The sequence below is a fragment of the Streptococcus sp. 9.1(2021) genome (assembly GCF_030466425.1).
GTDB lineage: Bacteria > Bacillota > Bacilli > Lactobacillales > Streptococcaceae > Streptococcus > Streptococcus wuxiensis.
The window spans coordinates 221082-243267 of sequence record NZ_JAGQFU010000001.1 but is presented as its reverse complement, the minus strand read 5'-3'; the positions used below and the strand labels follow the sequence as shown (position 1 = coordinate 243267).

Annotated in this window: 29 protein-coding genes; 12 read left to right on the top strand and 17 right to left on the bottom strand. The window is 39.0% G+C overall.

Annotated elements, in window-relative coordinates; translation table 11 throughout:
* Nucleotides 1-16: 16 nt before the first annotated feature.
* Both gor and KBU52_RS01175 read left to right on the top strand, forming a co-directional pair.
* Nucleotides 17-1363, top strand: coding sequence for a glutathione-disulfide reductase (gene gor, locus KBU52_RS01180; RefSeq protein WP_254724043.1), 1347 nt, complete (start codon nt 17-19; stop codon nt 1361-1363).
* 140 nt (nt 1364-1503) lie between these two features.
* Complete coding sequence (locus KBU52_RS01175; protein WP_006153208.1) at nt 1504-2043, top strand: biotin transporter BioY; 540 nt, start codon at nt 1504-1506, stop codon at nt 2041-2043.
* Nucleotides 2044-2097: 54 nt separating this feature from the next.
* Here KBU52_RS01175 and KBU52_RS01170 read toward each other — a convergent pair whose 3' ends face one another.
* Nucleotides 2098-2313, bottom strand: a complete 216-nt coding sequence (locus tag KBU52_RS01170) for a YdbC family protein (RefSeq protein ID WP_006151239.1) — start codon at nt 2311-2313, stop codon at nt 2098-2100.
* Nucleotides 2314-2405: 92 nt separating this feature from the next.
* Between KBU52_RS01170 and KBU52_RS01165 the strand changes: the two genes are divergently transcribed.
* Nucleotides 2406-2726: a hypothetical protein gene (locus KBU52_RS01165; RefSeq protein WP_036754204.1), complete on the top strand. Its 321-nt coding sequence runs from the start codon at nt 2406-2408 to the stop codon at nt 2724-2726.
* 29 nt (nt 2727-2755) lie between these two features.
* Here the strand turns inward: KBU52_RS01165 and KBU52_RS01160 are convergent, their stop codons facing one another.
* The 6 genes from KBU52_RS01160 to rpsP form a co-directional block, all read right to left on the bottom strand.
* Complete coding sequence (locus KBU52_RS01160; protein ID WP_004253071.1) at nt 2756-3094, bottom strand: ATP cone domain-containing protein; 339 nt, start codon at nt 3092-3094, stop codon at nt 2756-2758.
* 12 nt (nt 3095-3106) lie between these two features.
* A complete protein-coding gene (trmD, locus tag KBU52_RS01155; RefSeq protein ID WP_254724042.1) occupies nt 3107-3826 on the bottom strand; it encodes a tRNA (guanosine(37)-N1)-methyltransferase TrmD in 720 nt (239 codons plus the stop codon).
* The gene (gene rimM / locus KBU52_RS01150) at nt 3816-4334 is read right to left on the bottom strand and encodes a ribosome maturation factor RimM (RefSeq protein ID WP_254724041.1); all 519 of its coding nucleotides are present in this window, start codon (nt 4332-4334) and stop codon (nt 3816-3818) included. The genes trmD and rimM overlap by 11 nt, the downstream gene beginning before the upstream one ends.
* Nucleotides 4335-4408: 74 nt before the next feature.
* The gene (locus KBU52_RS01145; RefSeq protein ID WP_254724040.1) at nt 4409-4741 is read right to left on the bottom strand and encodes a MazG nucleotide pyrophosphohydrolase domain-containing protein; all 333 of its coding nucleotides are present in this window, start codon (nt 4739-4741) and stop codon (nt 4409-4411) included.
* 43 nt (nt 4742-4784) lie between these two features.
* On the bottom strand, nt 4785-5024 hold the full coding sequence (kphA, locus tag KBU52_RS01140; RefSeq protein WP_000379617.1) for an RNA-binding protein KphA: 240 nt from the start codon (nt 5022-5024) through the stop codon (nt 4785-4787).
* Nucleotides 5025-5043: 19 nt separating this feature from the next.
* Entirely contained in the window at nt 5044-5316 is a 273-nt protein-coding gene (rpsP, locus tag KBU52_RS01135) for a 30S ribosomal protein S16 (protein ID WP_004253064.1), read from the bottom strand.
* A 482-nt stretch (nt 5317-5798) separates the two neighbouring features.
* On the opposite strand from rpsP, the gene KBU52_RS01130 reads away from it, so the two are divergent.
* The 8 genes from KBU52_RS01130 to KBU52_RS01095 all read left to right on the top strand — a co-directional run bounded on the left by KBU52_RS01130 (nt 5799) and on the right by KBU52_RS01095 (nt 11268).
* The gene (locus KBU52_RS01130; protein WP_254724039.1) at nt 5799-6395 is read left to right on the top strand and encodes a DUF3796 domain-containing protein; all 597 of its coding nucleotides are present in this window, start codon (nt 5799-5801) and stop codon (nt 6393-6395) included.
* Between the two features lie 2 nt (nt 6396-6397).
* Nucleotides 6398-6622, top strand: a complete 225-nt coding sequence (locus KBU52_RS01125; protein WP_042769224.1) for a helix-turn-helix transcriptional regulator — start codon at nt 6398-6400, stop codon at nt 6620-6622.
* 198 nt (nt 6623-6820) lie between these two features.
* Complete coding sequence (locus KBU52_RS01120; protein WP_004253056.1) at nt 6821-7030, top strand: hypothetical protein; 210 nt, start codon at nt 6821-6823, stop codon at nt 7028-7030.
* 112 nt (nt 7031-7142) lie between these two features.
* Nucleotides 7143-7886 carry a DeoR/GlpR family DNA-binding transcription regulator gene (locus tag KBU52_RS01115; RefSeq protein WP_004253055.1) on the top strand — a complete coding sequence of 248 codons (744 nt, stop codon included), beginning with the start codon at nt 7143-7145 and terminating at the stop codon, nt 7884-7886.
* A gap of 13 nt (nt 7887-7899) precedes the next feature.
* Entirely contained in the window at nt 7900-8718 is an 819-nt protein-coding gene (locus KBU52_RS01110; protein ID WP_004253054.1) for a Cof-type HAD-IIB family hydrolase, read from the top strand.
* Between the two features lie 65 nt (nt 8719-8783).
* Entirely contained in the window at nt 8784-9590 is an 807-nt protein-coding gene (locus tag KBU52_RS01105; RefSeq protein WP_254724038.1) for a peptidylprolyl isomerase, read from the top strand.
* Nucleotides 9591-9617: 27 nt separating this feature from the next.
* Nucleotides 9618-9857, top strand: a complete 240-nt coding sequence (locus KBU52_RS01100; RefSeq protein ID WP_004253050.1) for a zinc-ribbon domain-containing protein — start codon at nt 9618-9620, stop codon at nt 9855-9857.
* 112 nt (nt 9858-9969) lie between these two features.
* Entirely contained in the window at nt 9970-11268 is a 1299-nt protein-coding gene (locus KBU52_RS01095) for a hypothetical protein (protein ID WP_254724037.1), read from the top strand.
* A gap of 102 nt (nt 11269-11370) precedes the next feature.
* On the opposite strand, the gene KBU52_RS01090 is transcribed toward KBU52_RS01095, so the two are convergent.
* The 10 genes from KBU52_RS01090 to KBU52_RS01045 form a co-directional block, all read right to left on the bottom strand.
* Nucleotides 11371-12912: an ABC-F family ATP-binding cassette domain-containing protein gene (locus KBU52_RS01090; RefSeq protein ID WP_074324219.1), complete on the bottom strand. Its 1542-nt coding sequence runs from the start codon at nt 12910-12912 to the stop codon at nt 11371-11373.
* Nucleotide 12913: 1 nt separating this feature from the next.
* Nucleotides 12914-13387 (bottom strand): VanZ family protein, encoded by a 474-nt coding sequence (locus tag KBU52_RS01085; RefSeq protein ID WP_254724036.1) that lies wholly within the window; start codon nt 13385-13387, stop codon nt 12914-12916.
* A 1-nt stretch (nt 13388) separates the two neighbouring features.
* Nucleotides 13389-14474, bottom strand: a complete 1086-nt coding sequence (rlmN, locus tag KBU52_RS01080) for a 23S rRNA (adenine(2503)-C(2))-methyltransferase RlmN (RefSeq protein ID WP_006153426.1) — start codon at nt 14472-14474, stop codon at nt 13389-13391.
* 16 nt (nt 14475-14490) lie between these two features.
* A complete protein-coding gene (locus tag KBU52_RS01075; RefSeq protein ID WP_254724035.1) occupies nt 14491-15021 on the bottom strand; it encodes a YutD family protein in 531 nt (176 codons plus the stop codon).
* A 163-nt stretch (nt 15022-15184) separates the two neighbouring features.
* Nucleotides 15185-16090, bottom strand: coding sequence for an aquaglyceroporin Gla (gene gla, locus KBU52_RS01070; RefSeq protein ID WP_254724034.1), 906 nt, complete (start codon nt 16088-16090; stop codon nt 15185-15187).
* 158 nt (nt 16091-16248) lie between these two features.
* Nucleotides 16249-17415, bottom strand: coding sequence for an acetyl-CoA carboxylase biotin carboxylase subunit family protein (locus KBU52_RS01065; RefSeq protein WP_254724033.1), 1167 nt, complete (start codon nt 17413-17415; stop codon nt 16249-16251).
* Between the two features lie 12 nt (nt 17416-17427).
* Nucleotides 17428-18168 (bottom strand): esterase family protein, encoded by a 741-nt coding sequence (locus KBU52_RS01060; RefSeq protein WP_075567841.1) that lies wholly within the window; start codon nt 18166-18168, stop codon nt 17428-17430.
* 21 nt (nt 18169-18189) lie between these two features.
* Entirely contained in the window at nt 18190-19014 is an 825-nt protein-coding gene (locus tag KBU52_RS01055; RefSeq protein ID WP_223332790.1) for an alpha/beta hydrolase, read from the bottom strand.
* A gap of 135 nt (nt 19015-19149) precedes the next feature.
* A complete protein-coding gene (gene thiI, locus KBU52_RS01050) occupies nt 19150-20364 on the bottom strand; it encodes a tRNA uracil 4-sulfurtransferase ThiI (protein ID WP_254724032.1) in 1215 nt (404 codons plus the stop codon).
* Between the two features lie 8 nt (nt 20365-20372).
* Nucleotides 20373-21515: a cysteine desulfurase family protein gene (locus KBU52_RS01045; protein ID WP_254724031.1), complete on the bottom strand. Its 1143-nt coding sequence runs from the start codon at nt 21513-21515 to the stop codon at nt 20373-20375.
* A gap of 136 nt (nt 21516-21651) precedes the next feature.
* Here KBU52_RS01045 and KBU52_RS01040 point away from each other — a divergent pair, with 136 nt between their 5' ends.
* Nucleotides 21652-22053 (top strand): DUF6556 family protein, encoded by a 402-nt coding sequence (locus KBU52_RS01040; RefSeq protein WP_195184245.1) that lies wholly within the window; start codon nt 21652-21654, stop codon nt 22051-22053.
* The last annotated feature ends 133 nt before the right edge of the window (nt 22054-22186 follow it).

Sequence of the window (22186 nt, the reverse complement as noted above, 5' to 3'; positions counted from 1 at the left end):
CTAAAGGAGCTTTCTTATGAGAGAATATGATATTATTGCCATCGGAGGAGGTAGCGGGGGAATTGCTACCATGAATCGTGCTGGTGAACATGGTGCTAAGGCGGCAGTTATTGAGGAAAAGAAATTAGGTGGAACTTGTGTCAACCTCGGCTGTGTCCCTAAAAAAATCATGTGGTATGGAGCCCAAATTGCAGAGAGTATCCACAAATATGGACCTGACTATGGATTCACAAATACTGGGAATCGATTTGATTATGCAACTCTTCGTAAGAATCGTGAAGCCTATATTGACCGTGCTCGCTCGTCTTACGATGGAAGCTTCAAGCGCAACGGAGTTGATTTGATTGAAGGACGTGCCGAGTTTGTCGATGCTCATACTGTCAGCGTTAATGGCGAATTGATCCACGCTAAGCATATTGTGATTGCGACTGGAGCTCATCCTCATATCCCTGCTATTCCTGGTGCTGAACTTGGTGGTAGCTCAGATGATGTCTTCGCCTGGGAAGAGTTGCCTGAATCGGTGGCTATTCTAGGTGCTGGTTACATTGCCGTCGAATTAGCTGGTGTACTCCATACACTTGGTGTAAAGACTGATCTTTTCGTACGTCGTGAACGTCCGCTACGTGGATTTGATAGCTATATTGTTGAGAGCTTGGTTCAAGAAATGGAAAATACTGGACTAAAACTCCACACTCACAAGGTTCCTGCTAAACTTGAAGAAACTGAACAAGGCATTACCATTCATTTCGAAGATGGCAGCACTCATACTGCCAGTCAAGTTATCTGGGCAACTGGTCGCCGTCCAAACGTTGAAGGACTTCAACTTGAAAAAGCAGGTGTTACTCTTAATTCACGTGGCTTTATCCAGGTTGATGAATACCAGAACACAGTCGTTGAAGGTATTTATGCTCTTGGGGATGTCACAGGTGAAAAGGAACTAACTCCTGTCGCAATCAAAGCTGGTCGTACCCTATCCGAGAGACTTTTCAACGGTAAAACCAATGCTAAAATGGACTACACGACTATTCCAACTGTAGTTTTTTCACACCCAGCAATCGGAACAGTCGGTCTGACTGAGGAAGAAGCTATCAAAGAGTACGGCCAAGAAAACGTCAAAGTCTATACTTCAAAATTTGCATCTATGTATTCTGCCGTTACTAGTCACCGTCAAGAAGCTCGCTTCAAGCTCGTTACAGCTGGTGCAGACGAAAAGGTAGTTGGACTTCATGGTATCGGCTATGGCGTCGATGAAATGATCCAAGGTTTCGCAGTCGCTATCAAGATGGGAGCTACAAAAGCAGACTTTGATGCTACTGTCGCTATCCACCCGACCGGCTCAGAAGAATTTGTGACCATGCGTTAAAAGAAAAGAGAGACCCCTTGGTCTCTTTTTTTATCTCAATCGGCCGTTACAAATTTGTAACCTTTTATTTTAAAATAGGTTGACAATTTTATCTCATCCAGTATAATAGTTACTATAATTTATAGAAGAGGTTAACTATTTTGAAAAAAGCACACATTTACGCTATCCCAGCTATCGGGGCTGCACTGATTGCAGTATTAGCCCAAATTAGCATTCCAATTGGACCTGTTCCATTTACTCTGCAAAACTTTGCAATCGGGCTCATTGCTACTGTTTTTAGACCAAGGGAAGCTGTTCTCTCTGTAGGACTTTATCTTTTGCTTGGTGCTATTGGACTTCCCGTTTTTGCTAGCGGTGGAGCTGGTTTCCATGTTTTAGTTGGACCAAGCGCTGGTTATCTTTGGTTTGACCTAGTCTATGCAGGACTTGCATCTTATCTAACACACACAAATAGTGGTGTTGTACGTATCTTCCTAGCCAATCTCTTGGGTGATTCACTTGTTTTTGTCGGTGGTATCCTCAGCCTCCACTTCCTTGCTGGTATGCCTATTGACAAGGCTCTCGCTGTCGGCGTCATTCCCTTCATCATTCCTGATCTTGCAAAAATTATTGCCATCAGTTTTATCGGACGACCACTCCTTCAACGCCTTAGTAGCCAACCTTACTTTTCACAAAAATAAAAAAGAGGTCGGAATTTTTTCCCTTCCTCTTTTCATTTATGTTTGCATGAACGCTTATTGATTCTTGAAGGCATCTACCATCACTTGGAACTCCTCGTTTGAGAGCGTGATTCCTTTCCCCATCTTTGTGTGATCAGGACTCCAGCTACGAATGTCAAACTTTGCTGGAGCTCCATTAAAGCTGACACGATTGATTTCCTTGGTCCATCCTTTATCGTTTTCAGATAAAGTGAGTAAGTGTTCTTCAATTTCAAATGTAAATTCTGCCATGTCCTTCTCCTTTTTGTTCTCAATTGATTATTCGAAAAATCTTGTAGATTTCATAAAATTTTTATATAATGATGTAAAGAAGGGAGGCCGGAATGAAAGATTTCTTGAAACAAGCTTTACAAAAAGTCCATGATTTTGTGAATGGTCATGAAGATTCCATTCCTGAGAAAAGCGATCCCCTCATTGCTAGACTTGAAGAAGCCCTAGCCAAAAAAAAGGCTGTACATATCATCTTTGCGGAAACGAGTTTTACAGGTGATATTATCAAGTATGATACTGACCGCCAACAAATTATTGTTAAAAATTTCGCCAAAAACGTTAGCCGTATTATTCGAGTGTCGGATATTCGAAGAGTAACTTTCGTTCCTTCTACTATCCAAACGGCCCAAAAAAGAAGATTTAAGAAAGAGTGAGATGCTTTTATCATCTCACTCTTTTTCTATTAACGAATTTGTTCAAAATGAAGGTGAACAGCGATGTGGTCGCCGTAACCACTTCTCTCCAAATCACGTTGCAAACGGTAAGAGATATAGTGTTCTGCGATTGTAATGTAGCCAGCACCAAGTAAGCGGTGCTCAACCATTGATTGAATCATACTGATAGTCGCACGTTCTACTTTTGCTTCTTCTAAATCCAAAACAACTTTTTTTGTAACTTGAGCTAGATTTTGACGCAAATCGTCCGTCAATACATAGACTGTTTGAGCTGCCTTAAGGATGGCTTGGTAGATTTTATCTGGATCAAAATCAGCGACTTGTCCATCACGTTTAATTACTTGCATAGGGTTCTCCTTTTAATTGTTATTTTCTTTAATTTCTGCTAACATTTTCTCTTCTTCTGCTGTCAACTGATAATGTTCCAGCAAATCAGGTCTGCGCTGGTAGGTTTTCTTGAGGCTCTCATAGAGTCGCCATTGACGGATGTTTTCATGGTGTCCACTCATAAGCACATCCGGAACTAACATACCACGAAAATCGTAAGGTCTTGTGTACTGAGGATATTCCAAGAGTCCTGATGAAAAGCTATCATCCTGGTGACTTGCTTCCTTCCCGATAACTTCTGGAATCAAGCGAACCGTCGCATCAATCATGGTCATCGCTGCTAGTTCTCCACCAGTCAAGACATAATCTCCAAGAGATATCTCATCTGTTACCAAGGTCTTAATCCGTTCATCATAACCCTCGTAGTGCCCACAAATAAAGATAAGCTCTTCTTCTTGCGCTAAATCTTCCGCATAAGCCTGGTCAAACTGCTTACCGGCTGGATCCAATAGAATCACGCGCGGATTCTTTTTTTCAATGGCATCAAAGGCGTCAAAGATGGGTTGCGCTCTTAGCAACATCCCTTGACCACCACCGTAAGGTTCATCGTCAACATGACGGGCCTTTTCAGCGTAGTCACGAAAATTATGGTAGTGGATATCTAAGAGTCCTTTTTCTCGAGCCTTTCCAACGATGGAATGTTCTAAGGGTGTGAACATTTCTGGAAAAAGGGTTAAAATATCAATCTTCATCGTCTAACCCTTCCAAGAGTTCAACATCCACACGGTTATTAGGAATATCTATATTAAGGACAACAGGCGGAATATAGGGTAAGAGCAGGTCACGTTTGCCTTTACGTTTGACCACCCAGACATCATTGGCACCTGGCTGAAGGATTTCCTTGATGGTTCCAATCAAGTTATCTCCCTCATAGACTTCTAAACCGATAATCTCGTGGTAGTAAAACTCACCATCATCAAGTTCATTGAGATTCTCCTCAGCAACCTTCAGACTGTGCCCCTTATATTTTTCGATATCATTGATATGGTACATATCCTTGAACTTAATGATATCGAAGTTTTTGTGCTTACGATGGCTAGCGATAACCACTGTTCGCACAAATTGATCTTTTTCATCAAATAAGGCAAGTTCTGCCCCTTTTTTAAAGCGTTCTTCAGTAAAATCTGTCACTGACAAGACTCGCATCTCACCCTGCAAGCCCTGAGTATTGACAATTTTCCCAACGTTAAAATAGTTCATTTGATCTCCTGTATCTGTTTCTCCCTTTATTTTATCATGTTACAGGGATTTTCACAAGTTGGAGAAAAGGAGAACTATGGAAGGTTTTTATCTAAAAAGCTTTCCAAATCTTGTACATGCTGATACTTGATGGATGCCTTTTTGTCTTTTTCAAAAATGGTCTTCGTTAGGTCAATATCGTTGATAGCTGCAATTGCCACTGTGTAGTGAATGATATCTGCCAACTCCTTTGCCAATTCCTCGTTTGAATCTTGGACACCCTCTTTTCTACCTGAACGTCCATTTAAAACCTCAGCGACTTCTCCAACTTCTTCAACTAGTTTTATAAAAAGTCCTTCTTCTGTTCTAGATTGTTGATAATGGTCAAGTAAGTATCCCTCTAGTTGTCTAACTGTTAAATCCTTCATATCCTTCTCCTTACAAAAAAAGCGAGACCATGTCCCGCTTTTTTTATTTTTCGTCAATAACGATTCTTACTTTTTTGTCTTCAGTTGGGACAGAGTAGACAATCGTTCTTATCGCAGAAATAGTGCGACCCTTACGACCGATTACACGACCCACATCGCTCTGGTCAAGATCCAAATGATATTCCAAAAATTCTGGTGTATCTTCAATCTTGATAGTTAAGGCATCTGGTTGTGAAATCAAAGGTTTCACAATTGCAATAATGAGATTTTCAATCGTATCCATCTGTCAACCTACTTTAAACTTATTTTGAGAATTTAGAATCGTGGAATTTCTTCAATACGCCTTCTTTTGAAAGAATGTTGCGAACTGTATCTGAAGGTTGAGCTCCATCAGCCAACCATGCCAAAATACGGTCTTCTTTCAAAGTTACTTGGTTTTCTTCAACAAGTGGGTTGTAAGTTCCAACTGTTTCGATGAAACGTCCGTCACGTGGTGAACGTGAATCTGCTACGTTAATACGGTAGAAAGGTTTTTTCTTAGAACCCATACGAGTCAAACGGATTTTTACTGCCATTTTTAATATCTCTTTTCTTTTATTTTTTATTTCGGTGAAATAGCTTAGCTATTTAGCACATGTTCTATTATAGCAGATTTCTGAGCGGTGTCAAGAAAAAAACTTGACAGACTTTAAAATTTTTAAATTTTTTAGACTAATAGGGATAAATTAGAAAGAAAAAAGTAACTTCTACACCTACAAAGCTTATTCTGACAGACTTTATAACAGTCTAAGAAAAAAAGTAGAGATTCATACAGTATCTAGATTTTCCAAAAATTCTTTATCATCAAATATTATTAACGAAACTATCCAAACCAAATCCGATGCATTGCTTCAAAGAATTCTTTAGTTGTTTGACTAGCGAGGTCTTTAATTAAAAAATTTTTTCAAATAATTACCACATTGACACATAAAATTCTTGCTTTCTAAATTTAAGTGTGATATATTTATAACATAACATTTAAATGTTATATATTTATAACACAAAAAAGGAGTCTATCATGAAAAAAAGTCAAAAAATGCGTGGCCTCATTGCAATGATTGCCGTAGCTCTCATTATTGATTTTATTGTTTTATTTGGTTCTAATCTTAGTTGGGGACCCAAGTTAGTTATTACTGGTATTTCAGTGTCAGGTCAAATTATAGCTATTTGGAGCTGGCTACATATGAAACCACGGCCTCATAAGAGTCAGAAAGAAAAGGGGAAGATTATTTTTGACTTGTCTGCTAAGCTTTACACGATACTTTTGTTTGCAGCAAGTATTTTTTATACATTAGGAATTTGGGTTGCGACCCCAAGCTTAAGTTCTGGTATTAAAGAATGGATTTTGGGAATTGGCCTCGTTATTGAAGTGATTGTATTTGCTTTTTTCTGTTTGAAAAATGTCAAGGAAACTCCGGACGAACGCTTTTATGCTAATTTAGCCAAGGCAGCTAGCTTGATGTTTGTTTTTATACTAGGCGCACTGATGATCCTAGCAGTTATCATTGGGTATATGGGGTCTCTCACTCTTTACATGGGCCAGATATTTTTTAGCATAGCTGCCTTGATTTGCATCTTTGCGGTTGTCTATCTTATCTTGGAACGGAGAGGATAAGCATGGCCAAAGAAAGCAATATTATTACTAATCTCAAATCTGTTCGTGAGTCCACAGGCATGACCCAGCAGGAGTTAGCCGACCTCATCGGCATGCGACGTGAGACAATTCTTCACTTGGAAAATAACCGTTACAATCCTTCGCTGGAAATGGCTCTTAAAATTGCTCAAGTTTTTAATCTGAAAGTAGAAGACCTCTTTGAACTCAGACAGAAAGAGGAAGCATAATTCTTTTCGAGACCTAGCATTAAGTTCATTGATTAATTAGGAATTGAAGCCAAAAGAAAAATCCTTTGAGAATATGCTCTTTTAAAATATAGTAGTTCTTATGGCATTGATATCCCAAAACATTTAGATACGCTTGTTGAAAAAGGATATGCTATTATCGAAACCGCCTTTGACTCGCTTTACCATCTAAATGCTACTATGAAAAAGAGTATCCTTAAAAAGAAGGGTGTTACTGGACTCTCCAAGATGAAGGCCACCGAATTGAATCAAGCACTTCATGATCATTTTTCAGAAGAAGAATTAGCTAACCGCTTTTCGATTCGTGGCTATAAACTAACTCCAAAAGGTGAACAAGCTCTCAAAGACCATCAAGTAATCATTGACCTCCATCCTAAAAAGAATCTTTAATCAACCAAAGCTGGTTGATTTTTTTGTAATTTTTTAAAACACTTACAAATCATTATAATTATTGACAAATGCTTATAAAAAGAGTATAGTATTAAAAAAAGGAGGAATTCCTATGTACCAAGAACAACGATTAGAAGAAATCATAAAACTTTTAGAGGATAGAGGAAGTCTGTCAGCAAAAGAAATGGTTGACCATTTCCATGTTTCCAAAGATACCATCCGTAGAGATTTTTCAATTCTCGCAAAGGAAAAACGAGCAAGAAGAACTCATGGAGGTTTATTGCCAATTCAAAAGCAAAGGATTCTTGATTTTCAAGGTAGAGCAGAACAATCTTCTAAAGAAAAAGAGAAAATTGCTCATTTAGCTACCCAACTCATTTCTGATTCACAACTGATATTCTTTGATGTTTCAACCACTATACTTGAGTTAGCAAAAATTATAGATAAAAAAGTTACTATTTTCAGTCATTCATTAGATAACGCACTTATCTTAGGAAATAATGAAAATGTCGATTTTCATATTCTCGGTGGAAAATTTCATAGACAGAATCGTTTTTATTATTCACTAGAAGAATCCAATACTTTAGAGGGAATTAGATTTGATGTAGCATTTTTTGGCGCTGCTAGTCTTTCAGACGGACAAGTTAGTTTTGAGGATCAAGAAGATGTTCTCATGAAAAAAAGAGCATTTAAAACTAGTAAAATTCGCGTCTTGTTAGCTGAAACAGGAAAGATAAACAAACACTCTCATTTTATACTTTCTGAACTAGCTGATTTTGATTACTGGATTACAGATAAAGAGCCTGATGTAGAAATACAAGAATCTTTAGATGGTAGAACAACAATACTATTTTAAAAAGGAGCAAAATATGTCAAGAATTAAATTAATTATGAGTGATATTGACGGCACTATTTTGGATAAAAATCACCAATTAGATTCTTATTTGATAGAACTGATGCCACTTTTAAAACAATGTAATATTCCTTTTGTTCTAGCTTCTGCTAGATCTCCTCTCGGTATAGCTCCAATTTCTAAAGAACTTGGCATCACCGACTGTCCTATTGCCTGCTATAATGGAGCACTCATCAGTTTAGGAGATAAAATCCTAAGTCAGTATTCTATTGATAAAAGCGAATTGCTCTTACTTCATGACTTTTTGAAAAAAGAATTCCCGACAGTTTCTATAAATGTTTATTCTGGAAAAGATTGGCTTGTGAATACTATTGATGAATGGGTAGAAATCGAAGCAACTATTACTGGAGAAAGTCCAAAAGTTACATCTTTAGCAGATTTTATAAGAGACGAGAAAACTCTTGTTCATAAACTTTTGCTGATAGATAATACGGATACCATACAGAAACTTCAAAAAACCTTATCCTCAATAGATTTCCCTCAAACCGACTTCTATCTCTCTAAAGATAACTATCTAGAAGTTACACATAATCAAGTATCCAAAAAACAAGCTCTGTTAGAATTAGCAAATTACTATCAACTTCCCCTTACCTCAATTATGACTCTCGGTGACAATTATAATGATATTCCCATGATTGAAACCGCAGGGCTAGGTATAGCCATGGGGAATGCTCCTAGAGATGTCAAAACTTGTGCAAAAGCAGTTACTGACTCTAATGAACAAAATGGAGTAAGTAAAGCTATAAAGTTACATGTGTTAGATAAATATTCTTAATTGAAAATTTGAAATCCCCTTTCTTTTACGGTACAATAGTAAAAATGATTTTTGAAAGGACTAATATGAAAAAATTAGCTACACTACTACTCATTTCAACTTTTGCTATTGGTGGATGCACAAGCATCCAACGTGCACTTCGTGGTGATGATTACGTGGATTCTAAAATTGCTGCTGAAGAGAGTTCGAAAGCTGCTGCCCAAGCAGAAAAAGATTTGAAAGACGCCTTAACAAACGAAAATGCTAACTTCCCTCAACTTTCTAAGGAAGTAGCTGAAGATGAGGCTGAAGCTATCCTTCACACAAGTCAAGGTGATATTCGTATCAAACTCTTTCCTAAGTTAGCTCCACTTGCGGTTGAAAACTTCCTTACTCATGCTAAAGAAGGTTACTACAATGGTGTGACTTTCCACCGTGTAATTGACGGCTTTATGGTACAAACTGGGGATCCTAAGGGAGATGGAACAGGTGGTGAATCTATCTGGCATGATAAGGATAAAACCAAGGACAAGGGAACAGGTTTCAAAAACGAAATTTCTCCATATCTCTATAATATCCGTGGTTCTCTATCTATGGCCAATACTGGTCAACCAAATTCAAATGGTAGCCAATTCTTCATTAACCAAAGTACAACAGACTATTCATCTAAACTTCCTACAAGTAGCTATCCTAAGAAAATTATCGAAGCCTACAAAGAAGGTGGAAATCCAACTCTTGATGGGAAACACCCCGTCTTTGGACAAGTGATCGATGGGATGGACGTAGTAGATAAAATCGCCAAGGCTGAAAAAGACGAAAAAGACAAACCAACTACTGCTATCACTATCGATAGTATCGAAATTGTTAAAGACTACGATTTCAGTAAACAATAACATCATTAATTATAAGGAGATGTAAAAATGATTCTATTTTGGGGGTCAAAAGGTTACCAAAAAGTGTTGGGACATACACAGACTACTATCGAATGTGGCCATTGTAACAATGTTGATACTTGGGAAATTACGGAATATGGACGCAAGTTCACTCTTTATTGGATTCCACTCTTTCCTTATGGTAAAACTTATTTCGTTTCTTGTCCGATTTGTCACTACGGTAAAGAAATCCAAAAATCCGAAATTGAACAATATCTAAACTATTAAAAAAAGATAGGTCATTCGGCCTATCTTTTTTTATTTACACTTTTATGTAAACGTTCTCTTTTTTGTTTCAAATATGATATAATTTGGTCAATAGTAACGAGGAGGTTCTCCTATGAAACCATACAAAATTAGTGTAGCTCGGCTCAGTCTTATCCTGATAGGATACTTAATCTATAATTTTGTTTATTCTATTATTTATGACTCTGCAGGATTTGCCTTTATAATTTTGTGGCCAGCATTTTTCTTCTCACTTGCTCTAATTTTGCTAGGAAATATTATTATATTTAGAGATATCTCAAAATTAAAAGCCTCCCTCGAAGATAATGAGTTGATTCAAAAGACTTCTACTGTACAGTTAGTTCTAGCTACAATTGGATTTTTCATGCAAATAATAGGTTTTAAGGGGGCTCCACTTAATTACATTGATAATTATCCACTACTAGTTTGCGCAAGTATTGTATACTCTATCATTATCATGATTGCTATTTATCAGACAATAAAGCTAGGGCAAGAAAAAGATAATGCTACCATAGCTGGCTTTATCTTTGGGGGGATGATCATTTTTCTCACTATCATAGCACTAGTTATAATCACTTCTCCATCAATTAAACACACTACTAAACACACTACTCCTTCTTTCGCTGAAGAATTTCAATCACTTGGGCTTAAAGGAAAGGTTGAAGTAGTTGATAAACACAGAGAGATTGAAGCATTTTATGGAACAGCCTACAAGCTGACATATACAGAAAATTTATCCGATGGAACTATTTTAAAAGAAACTACTACCGCAAAAATTCAAGGAAGAAGTGGAGAACATTTATCAAATTTCTTTCTTCTTTCAGGAACAGATCTTGAAACACTTCTTAATGATAAAGAAAAGGCACTGTTTCACACTGTCAAACAAGATGAATTCAGTTTCTTACTAGATGTATACAAAGAAAGGCCGAATTTCCAACAAGAAGAAGACAGTATCAAAAATGCTACTGCTGAAAAAATAGATAAACTCTTTGCGACACCAATAACTTCTAGTTTTAAATTTGGAAAATATCCAATAGAAAACTACTATGTGGCAATTATGGCGCAGGCTGTCAGCAATCGAGAAAAAGGAGATTCTGACGCAGCTGGCTTTTATAATATCACAACAAAAGATCTCATGAAAAACAAAGGTCTTACTCTCGATTTTGATTGTGACCTTTCGAATATAAAGGCAGAAAATGCTAGTCCCGTGAACGCCTTTAAGGAAAGAGTCTTATCTTTACCAAAAAACTCATTTTCCGATGGAATTTATAACATTAATTGTTATTATGAAAATAGAATACAGAAGAAAGTTGAAGTTACCTGCCCATTTGTTGTTGAAGATGGTGTGGGACACTTTGAAAAGGATGTAATCGAAGGAAATCAAACAAATTAGTTATTTTTGATACTAAAACAAGTTGATAGCAGTACGACTTCTATTATTTGTAACCCTCGTAAAAAAAGCCAAGTCATATAGACTTGGCTTTTTTATGGCTATTTATGTTAGTTCATTGAAATCCCAGATTTGATCCATCCAACCTTCATAGAAGTCTGGTTCGTGGCAGACCATAAGGATAGAACCCTTATACTCTTTTAGAGCACGTTTGAGTTCGTCCTTGGCATCCACATCCAAGTGGTTGGTAGGCTCGTCTAGAACAAGGACATTGTTCTCACGGTTCATCAAGAGACAGAAACGAACCTTGGCTTGTTCTCCACCTGATAGAACTTGAATCTGGCTTTCGATGTGCTTCGTTGTCAAACCACAGCGAGCAAGGGCTGCACGAACTTCTGCTTGGTTGAGAGCTGGAAAGGCATTCCAAACAGCTTCTAAAGGTGTCTGACGATTGCCGCCTTCCACTTCTTGCTCAAAGTAGCCAAGTTCTAGATAATCACCGCGTTCAACTTCACCAGCAATTGGCGGAATAATCCCCAAAAGAGACTTCAAGAGGGTTGTTTTCCCGATACCGTTGGCACCAATGATGGCAACCTTTTGATTGCGCTCAAAGGTAAGATTTAATGGTTTTGTAAGTGGGCGGTCGTAACCAATCTGTAAGTCTTTGGCTTGGAAGATAAAGCGTCCAGGTGTACGAGCTGGTTTAAAATCAAAGGACGGCTTTGGTTTCTCACTTTGAAGTTCGATAATGTCCATCTTATCCAATTTCTTCTGACGAGACATAGCCATATTACGGGTAGCAACACGCGCCTTATTACGGGCTACGAAATCCTTGAGATCAGCAATTTCTTTCTGTTGACGCTCATAGGCTGCTTCCAGCTGCGATTTCTTCATGGCATAGACTTCTTGGAACTGGTAGTAATCGCCAGAGTAGCGTGTCAACTGTTGATTTTCAACGTGATATACGATATTGATAACATCATTGAGGAATGGAATATCGTGCGAAATAAGGACAAAGGCATTCTCATAGTTCTGCAGATAACGCTTGAGCCAGTCAATATGCTCCGCATCTAGATAGTTGGTTGGCTCATCCAAAAGCAAGATATCTGGCTTTTCAAGGAGGAGTTTGGCCAAGAGTACCTTGGTTCTTTGTCCACCAGATAAGGCTGTTACGTCCGTATCCATACCATAATCCATGACACCAAGAGCACGCGCAACTTCATCAATCTTAGCATCCAAGGTATAGAAGTCACGACTTTCCAAACGGTCCTGAAGTTCGCCGACTTCTTCCATTAGGGCATCAATATCAGCGCCCTCTTCTGCCATTTCCATATAAAGGTCATTGATCCGAGCTTCGGCTTTGAATAATTCGTCAAAGGCTGTACGCAAAACATCACGCACAGTTTGACCTTCTTTGAGAACTGCATGCTGGTCCAGGTATCCTGCTGTCACATATTTGGACCATTCCACCTTACCTTCATCAGGTACCAACTTACCAGTCACAATGCTCATGAAGGTTGATTTCCCTTCACCGTTAGCACCAACTAGTCCGATGTGTTCCCCTTTTAGGAGTCGGAAGGACACGTCTTCAAAAATCGCACGGTCACCAAAACCGTGACTTAAATTTTTTACTTCTAAGATACTCATTTTAATTCCTTATCTTGTTTTTATGTAGTAGTTTATAAAGGACCCAGGCTAGGTAGCCACCCAAAGTATTGGTCCACAAATCATCAATCTCAAAGACCCGATTAAAATCAAAGAAAAAATCTAAAACTAATTGTGTACATTCGATTCCTAAACTTAGTAAAAAACTGAACCAAATCACTTTCTTAGTATTTCTTAGACCAGGCATGAGATAGAGAAGTTGGAAAATCAGCGGGAAGAGCAAGAGGATATTTAAGGCATTTTGCAAAAATATCCAGAATAATTGCAGAAGGCTAGTCACTTCACCCAGTTTCCAAAAAGAGTTAAAAGGCGTCAAAAGAAAAACCAGGCGTCCAATAGTTTGAATACCTGGAGTTTCCACTCCTGTAGGAAGTTGAGGCTGGGGAGTAAAGCAAAAACAGACGATACAAAGACTGTATAGCACAACTCCCAAGCTTAGTAATTTTTTTCGTTTCATCTTATGGATTTACTTCAGCTACTGCTTTTTGGCGGTCACGCTTCATGGTATTTGAACGCAATTGTCCACATGCTGCATCGATATCAGTTCCGTGTTCCTGACGAACGACACAGTTGATTCCTTTTTTCTTAAGGGTATCATAGAAAGCCATCACGCGCTCTTTAGGACTACGACTATATTGGTCATGCTCACTAACAGGGTTGTAAGGAATCAAGTTGACATATGACAATTTCTTAATATTCTTGAGCAATTCTGCCAACTCAAGTGCTTGTTCGACTCCGTCATTGACTTCATTAAGCATGATATACTCAAAAGTTACACGGCGGTTGGTTGTTTCGATGTAGTATTCAATCGCTGCAAAGAGTTTTTCAATTGGAAAGGCACGGTTAATCTTCATAATGCTTGAACGCAGTTCATTGTTTGGAGCATGAAGAGAAACAGCAAGGTTGACCTGGACTCCTTCATTGGCAAACTCACGAATCTTATGAGCCAAGCCAGAGGTTGATACGGTGATATGACGAGCACCAATTGCCATTCCCTTATCGTCATTGATGGTACGGATAAAGTTCAAAACATTATTGTAGTTATCAAATGGTTCTCCAATACCCATAACAACGATATGGCTAACACGTTCATCTTGTCCACGTTCGTCAAAATATTTTTGAACAAGCATAATTTGAGCCACAATTTCCCCGTTATTGAGGTCCCGTTGCTTCTTGATCAAACCTGACGCACAGAAGGTACAACCGATATTACATCCTACCTGAGTAGTGACACAGACTGATAAACCGTAGTGTTGGCGCATAAGCACCGTCTCAATCAACATACCGTCTGGCAACTCAAAGAGGTACTTCACAGTACCATCGGCTGACTCTTGAACGATACGTTGTTTCAAGGGATTGACTACAAACTGCTCGTTGAGTTTGGCAATCAAATCCTTAGACAAGTTAGTCATTTCTTCAAATGTCTGAACACGTTTACGGTAAAGCCATTCCCAGATTTGATCCGCTCGGAATTTCTTTTCTCCTTGCTCTAAGACCCATTCTTGCATTCCTTGACGAGTTAAACTATAAATCGACGGTTTCATCTTTTCTCCTTATTTTCTAGTCTTTCTTACGGATGACGAAATGACGTTGTCCCTTTTCTTCATTCTGAGGTTTCTGTTCTTTACGGCGACGTCTATTTCTCTTGTCTGTATGATTTTTTTTCTTATTTTGAGAAGACTTTTTCCCTTTACGGTTGTCTTTCTCTTCTTTCTTGCGCATTTTTTGGTCAAATGGTGCTCGTTTCGGTGTCTCGTTTTCTAAAACAAAATAGGCACAACCATAGCTACAATACTCGAGTAGGTAATCTTGTAAACGACTGATTTTCTCGAGAGATTCTTCAGCTCGCTCATTTTTGTAGAATCCTCGCAAGCGCAACTGTTCATTACTCCAGTCTCCTACAATATAATCATACTTGTTTAGAACTTCCGAAAAGCGTTGAGTAAAAGCTGTTGCATCAAAGGCTTCCTTACTATTTTCAACCAAGTTGAAGGTGAAACCTTCAGCCTCGACTTTATCTCCAGATAGATGAAATTCTGGACCAGGGAATTTATTGTAATTGTATAATTCAGGTGCAATTTCTTTACGCATAATATTCCTTTTTAACGTTTACTTAATACTCTATTTTACCATATTTTTGCCATATTTACATCTTTTGATTTAAAATGAAAAAAGTCTGACGATTTCACCCTTTAATTCTAAAAGACACATCTGTACAAAAAAGAAAAAACTGGGAAAACCCAGTTTTTAAATATTATAGGTAAAGTAATTTGAAGAGTGCTACAGCGGCAATAGCAGCAGCAATCGGTGCTACTACTGGTACCCAAGCATACCACCATTTTGAATCACCCTTGTGTTCACCAAGGATTGATTTAGGAAGTACTGCGTGAAGAAGACGTGGTCCAAGGTCACGAGCTGGGTTCAAACCAGGTCCTGAAGGTCCACCAAGTGATGTAACCAAGGCCATTACTAGGAAACCAAGTGCCAAGTGTGCGATACCAAGACCTGGTGACAAGAATGGAGCTACTTGAGTTTTTGCTTGTTCAAGATATGCAGTGACTTGTTCTTGAGGAATTGTTTGACCTTGAGCAGTCGCTTGTGCCACTTGTTCGTTAACCAACGCTTGTGCTTTAGCAACCAATTCAGCACCAAAGAAGTTCTTTGTCAAACCAAGAGCTGCAAAGAAAAGAACAAATGATCCAATAAACTCATTGATAAATCCATTCACAGTTGCTGCATAACGTGATTCTTTTGTACCGTGGTCCAAACTTGAAATCGTTGAGAAAGATCCCAAGATGTTATTTGGATTTTCCGTCTTCAAGTAGTATGGACGGTGAGTCGCAACAACCAAGGCTTGTCCGAAGATTGCTCCCAAAACTTGTGCGATGATGTAAAATGGTACTTGTGCCCAAGGGAAGAGACCGCTAACTGCAAGTCCAAGAGTGAAGGCTGGGTTGATGTGGTTACCAGAAACGTTACCAAACATCAAAGCAGGGATCATAACCCCCATACCGTAACCAACAGCGATAACGAGCCAGCCACTTTGGTGACCTTTCGTACCTTTAAGTTCAACGTTGGCAACTGCACCATTTCCCAAGATAATCAAGATGGCTGTTCCCAAAAATTCAGTGGCATATTTGACTGCCCATGTGAAATCCATTGATAGATTCTCCTTAATATTTTTTAGACAATCCCTATTCTATCAATTTTTAAACCTTTTAGCAACAGATTTTCTAAAAGAATCCAAGGGGAAAACGCTTTTATTTCAAGTCTACAAAAAAGACCTAACAAACGTCCTTTGTTAAGTCCAAATTTTAATTATTCTTGGCGCTGACCAAAGTCCTTAATCATCTGTTCCATTTCTTCACGACTTGGTGTCGTTAGCATATAGAGATAGTCTCCTTGCAATTCAGCAAAGGCTGCTGGCATAATTTTCTTGACCTTGAACTGGTTTCCATATTTAGCCAGCAAATCTTCTTCTGAATAAACATAGTTGGCATTGGCGCGACGAGATGTTGCCAAGCAATACTGGGTTTCAAACGGAGACTCTGGGAAGGGTTCACCTGCAACGATAGCAGCATAGCCCTTGTACAAATCTAAAGAATGAGCATAGTTATAGACATCAATGGTAAAGCCACCTGCAGGACGGTTATTGTACTCGATGGCAATATAATCATCACCCTCACGGAAGAACTCGATATGGAAGAAACGTTCTTTCATACCAAATTCCTTGACGATAGCCTCACCATACTTGCCAAGTTTCGGATCCATATCTTTAAGAACATAATAAGAATTGTCCATCTTGTAAATCATGAGATCAAGGGGTGTATGTGCATAGTCAAAGGTAGTTGAAAAGACAATATTCCCATCTCTATCCACCAAACCATCGAAGGTACAGATTTCACTAGAGGTAACAAATTTTTCAAAGAAATAAACTGTTGAATGGTCCCATTCAGCCTTAAAGTGGTTTACATCATCTTCTGTTTCAAGTTTGAAGGTTGCTGCTGCACCAACTCCATTATCAGGTTTGGCAATCATGGGAAGACCGATTTCTTTCACAGCTTTGTCAACATCTGCTTCTGTTTCAATGACAGCACCTGGCACAACTGGAACTCCAGTTTTTTGGAAGAGTTTTTTCATTTCAGACTTGAACTTGGTCTTCTTGAGGTCTTCTGGTTTGGCACCAAAAACATTGAACTGTTCACGAAGAGCAGCATCCAACTCTAGCCAGTATTCATTATGAGATTCGATGCGGTCAATTGGACCATGCTTATAGAAAAGAAAGGCAACTGCTCGTTTAACCTCATCGATATTTTCAAGATTATCAACTCGGAAGTACTCCGTCAAGCTATTGCGTAATGGTTCATCTAGTTGTTCGTAGGGTTCTTGCCCAATCCCTAGAACTGTGATTCCTTTATTGGCTAGCTCAATACTAAATTGCTGAAAATTTTGTGGGTAATAGGGTGAAATTACAAGATAATTCATAAGCAACTCCTTTTATAGACTCATATGACCGAGGAAATAAGGCATTTGTTTGCGCCACCATTCCCAGTCATGGGCAACATCGTGCCCCCATTCTGCAAACCAGGCAGGAATTTGTTTTTGGTCAAAGGCTTCTTTTAACTTGTAGTAAGAAGGCAGGCCATCCTGTTCCCAAGCACCTAGTCCTGTACAGATGACAATCTCAGCCTGACGGTAACGATCGATAAACCAACCATCATTTTGATTCCAGATATAGTCTACTGGTGAATTTTGATAGATAGCATCATCGTTGTAGTAATCTCCAACAAAGAAACGAGCATCATAGACACCACTGAGGGCGATAACCTTGGTAAAGACATCTGGATGCTGGAGGAAGAAATTCAAAGCGTGATAGGCTCCCATAGAGCACCCTGTTGTCATCATACCGTCAAACCAGCCTGTCTTGTGCTTGATAAAAGGAATAGCTTCTTCAATCACATATCGTTCATAGGCACGGTGCATCTCAGCTTGATCATGACTATTTTTCCAAGTCGCAAGCCAGCTCTCACTATCTACACTTGAAAGGGTAAAGAACTGAACACGGCCTTCTTCAATAAAGGATGCACAAGCATCAATCATCCCAAAATCATAGTATTCATTGTGGCTACCACCAGAAGAAGCAAAGACAACAACTGGGATGCCTCCATGTCCGTATCGATTGACATACATTTCACGGTTAAGATGACCACTCCAGTGGCTAAGATGTTCAATATGCATATCCTGTCTCCTTTATACTAATTACCAATTTTCTGCAAAAAAGCGTAGGCAAGCTGGAAGATTTTCTGACCATGGCACTTCATGGTGAATGGCTCCAGCCTGAACCTTGAGAGAGAGATTTTCCAACTCAACTCCTCCTGCTATCAAATCATGATAATAGCTAAGAGAAGAGTCAATATAGGCCTGCTTAATATTACCAGCCATAAGGGTCTTATCCGTGTCATCCGCCTCTTCCGTTCCAACATAGATGAAGACACGCTGGTCAGGTAATAGTTTTTTACGCTCCATATAGCGATCAAAGGCCTCTTGGTGAAGCCAGTTGGCTGATGAGAACACTCCCAAACACCCAATCTGATCCTGATACTCCAAGCCAATAAACTGAGTAATATTGCCGCCTAGAGAAGACCCAACCATAGCAGTGTGCTTGCGGTCTGATTTTGTACGATAGTTTTCATCGATAAAGGGTTTGACCACTTCCATGACAAACTCAGCGTACTCGACTCCCTTACCACCAAACTGTTGACCGGGAATATTAGACTCCTGGAATTTCCATGCCGCATACTCATTCATCCGTCCTAGACCATCATTATCAATAGCCACTACAATCATACGGCTGATATCTGGATTCCGTTTAATGGTAGGAATGATCTTCCATGAATGACCGACATAGGATTCTTTACTGTAAAAGACATTTTGACCATCATGAAAATAAACAACCGGATAAGTGCGATCCGTGTCTTTCTCGTAGTTTTTCGGGAGGAGAACACGTACACGGCGGTCCTTGCCTGTGTATGGAACCTTGAGTTTATGCTCTCGCATTTTCAGGTAAAAGTAGGATTGATTCATTGTCAGAAAACTCTCTATATTCAAAATTTTACCTAATTATATCATAAAAATAGAAAAAAAGTCAGTTCCCGTCCAAATTTAGGACAATAAACTAACTTTTTTTACTTATTTTATTTTTTCCTCTGGTTTTTCTGATTAAAGGAGGTCATCAATTAACTCATCAACCGCATCTTTCTCAGCTTGAGGGGTAATTTCAGTAATCATAATTCCTGCTACTGCTCGCTCAACCAATCCTTCAACATCCATACGTGTTTCATACTGTTCAGCATTCTTAATTTTAGGATTTGTCTTCGGACGATCAGGCGCAAAAATCGTACAGCAGTCTTCAAAAGGTTGGATAGAAATTTCAAAGGTATCAATTTCCTGAGCGATATCTATGATTTCCAACTTGTCCATGGTCACAACTGGACGGATAATTGGTGTATTGGTTACGGCATTGATAGCCTGCATACTTTCTAGGGTTTGGCTTGCCACCTGACCAAGACTTTCACCATTGATGATGACCAAACCATTTCTCACTTCACGGATACGGTCTGTAATGCGCATCATAAAGCGGCGAGTCAGAGTCATGAGATAAGCTTCTGGAGCCTTTGCCTTAATCTCTTCTTGAATCTCCGTGAATGGCACTTCGATAAACTGGATATTCCCACCGAACTTAGTCAATTTACGGGTTAAATCCTGAGCTTTCTTGAGGGCACCTGGACTAGTATATGGTGGACTAGCAAAGTGAACAACCTCGATATCTACTCCACGTTTCAAAGCAAGATAACCTGCTACAGGAGAGTCAATCCCCCCTGACAACATGAGCATACCTTTCCCAGAAGTGCCAACTGGCAAACCACCAGCCCCACGAATGGTCTCATAGGAAAGATAAGCCGCCTCTTCACGAATCTCCACTTGCAGATTGATATCGGGATTTTTCATCTGGGCTTGTATATTTGGAATGGCTTCAAAAACAGCACCACCAAGAACTTGGTTGAGTTCACGACTATCCAGTTCAAAGTTGTGATCACTACGTTTGCTAGAGATCTTAAAGGTCATGCCTTCCTTATAGATGTCCTGCATAAACTCTTGGACAGCAGATTCAAGAACTTCTACAGATTTTTCAACCTTATATACTGGAGAAAAGTTTTGAATCCCAAAAACCTGTTTGAGAGACTCAGCTACTGCTGCATAGTCGGCTCCATTAAGATAAGCATGGGCACGGTCGCGATCAGCAGTTACCTTGACTTGAGGATAGATAGATAAAACATCTGAGATATTATTACGTAGTTTATTGATGAAACGCATACGGTTTTTACCTTTGGTTGAAAGTTCCCCGTAGCGAATCATAATTTCTGAATATTGCATGAATGCTCCTATCTTACTTTTCTAGTTTGATTGTAAATTAATTTTAGTTTGGTCAAAAATTGCTCAACTTGACTCATGTCATTTTCTAGGTCTAAGCTAAGGCGTACTGCTGACTGGGCCTTATCTTTTTCAACCCCCATGGCAATCAAGGTACCAGCAGGTTTTCCTGCCTTTGACGAGCAAGCAGAGGTTGTGGAAATGAAAATATCATAGTCTTCAAATGCATGAACGATGACTTCCCCACGGACACCCTTAATCCCAAAAGTCAGAATATGAGGCGCAAAGTCTTCCTCACCTGAGAAAACAAAAACATCTGGATATTCGAGTAGAGCTTGACGGATGACTGCCTTCATCTGACTTGTTTTGCTTGTAAACAAATCCAGTTTTTCCATGGCCAAACGTAAGGCCTTGGCTGTCGCAGCAATACCAGCCACATTTTCAGTTGTTGAACGATAGTCACGCTCTTGGCCACCGCCAGTTAATAGGGGGGTGATTTTCTTGCCAGACTTGATATAGACAAATCCAACACCACGAACTCCGTGGAATTTATGACTAGAGAAGGTCGCAAAATCCACTCGGTCAGTCAAATACTTTTCTGTCGGAATCTTAGCTAAAGCTTGAACCGCATCAACATGGAAGGAAATCGTTGGCTTATCTGCCAAAAGTTCTGAAATAGCTTCAATAGGCTGGATTGAGCCGATTTCATTGTTGACTGCCATGATAGAGACTAGCGTTGTATCAGGACGAAGTAGATTTTCTAAAGCAGCTACATCTACAAATCCTTTTTCATCTACTGGTGCAAAATCCACCTCAAATCCTTGAGTCTGAAGCCAAAGAGCAGACTCCTTAACCGCTGGATGCTCAATTTCTGACACGATGATGTGTTTACCAAACTGAGCTTTTTCAAAAGCTACACCTTTGATAACCCAGTTATCTCCTTCGGTACCACCAGAGGTAAAGAAGATTTCTTCGCTTTTCTTACCAATTAAATCTGCAATCTGCTGACGAGAAGCTTCTAAAATTCTGGTAGACTGATCACCCAAACGATGAAGGCTCGATGGGTTACCAATAATTTTTGCAGACACCTGCATGTAAGTTTCAAGTACTTCAGGATAAGGCTTGGTCGTAGCCGAATTATCAAAGTAAATCATTGTTTCTCACGCTTTCTAAAATCACTCCTTCTATTGTAACACGAAACAGTTCAGGCGACAAGAAATGCCGTTCAGGTTCATTTAAGTTTTTTTTAAAGATTTTGGGTATAATGAATCATGGTAAAGGAGAGAAATTATGTCTAACTATCGCAGAAAATCAAAACCTAAAACTGAACATATCAAAAAAGGCTTTACCGTCTTTCAAAAAACAATTGCAACTTTAGCCAGTATCCTTGGTTTGATTACAGCTAGTATCACTATCATGAATGCTTTGGATAAAAACAAGGATCATAAAGATACGACTACACAAACAACCATTATCAAGGAAGTTCAAAAGGAAGCTCCCGCTGAATCCAATGCACCTGCACAAAGTCAGTCTAATAATCAAGAAACAACTCAAAAAGAAGAAGTTCAAACACCTAGCAAGAAGGAAGATACAAAATCAGATGACAATTCTCAAAAAAATGAGCAATCTGATTCTTCATCAAATACTCCAACTACTGAAGCAGGAGTTAGCGCTAATAACGGAGCATCCTAAATTCCCCCTAGACCAACGATTCATTCGTTGGTTTTTTATTTGCTAGTTTTTTCATTTTGATCATAAAAAACCAGGAACTAATGTCCCTGGTTTTTCTTTTTTAAAACAAGATATTCTGCATCGAATGAAGATT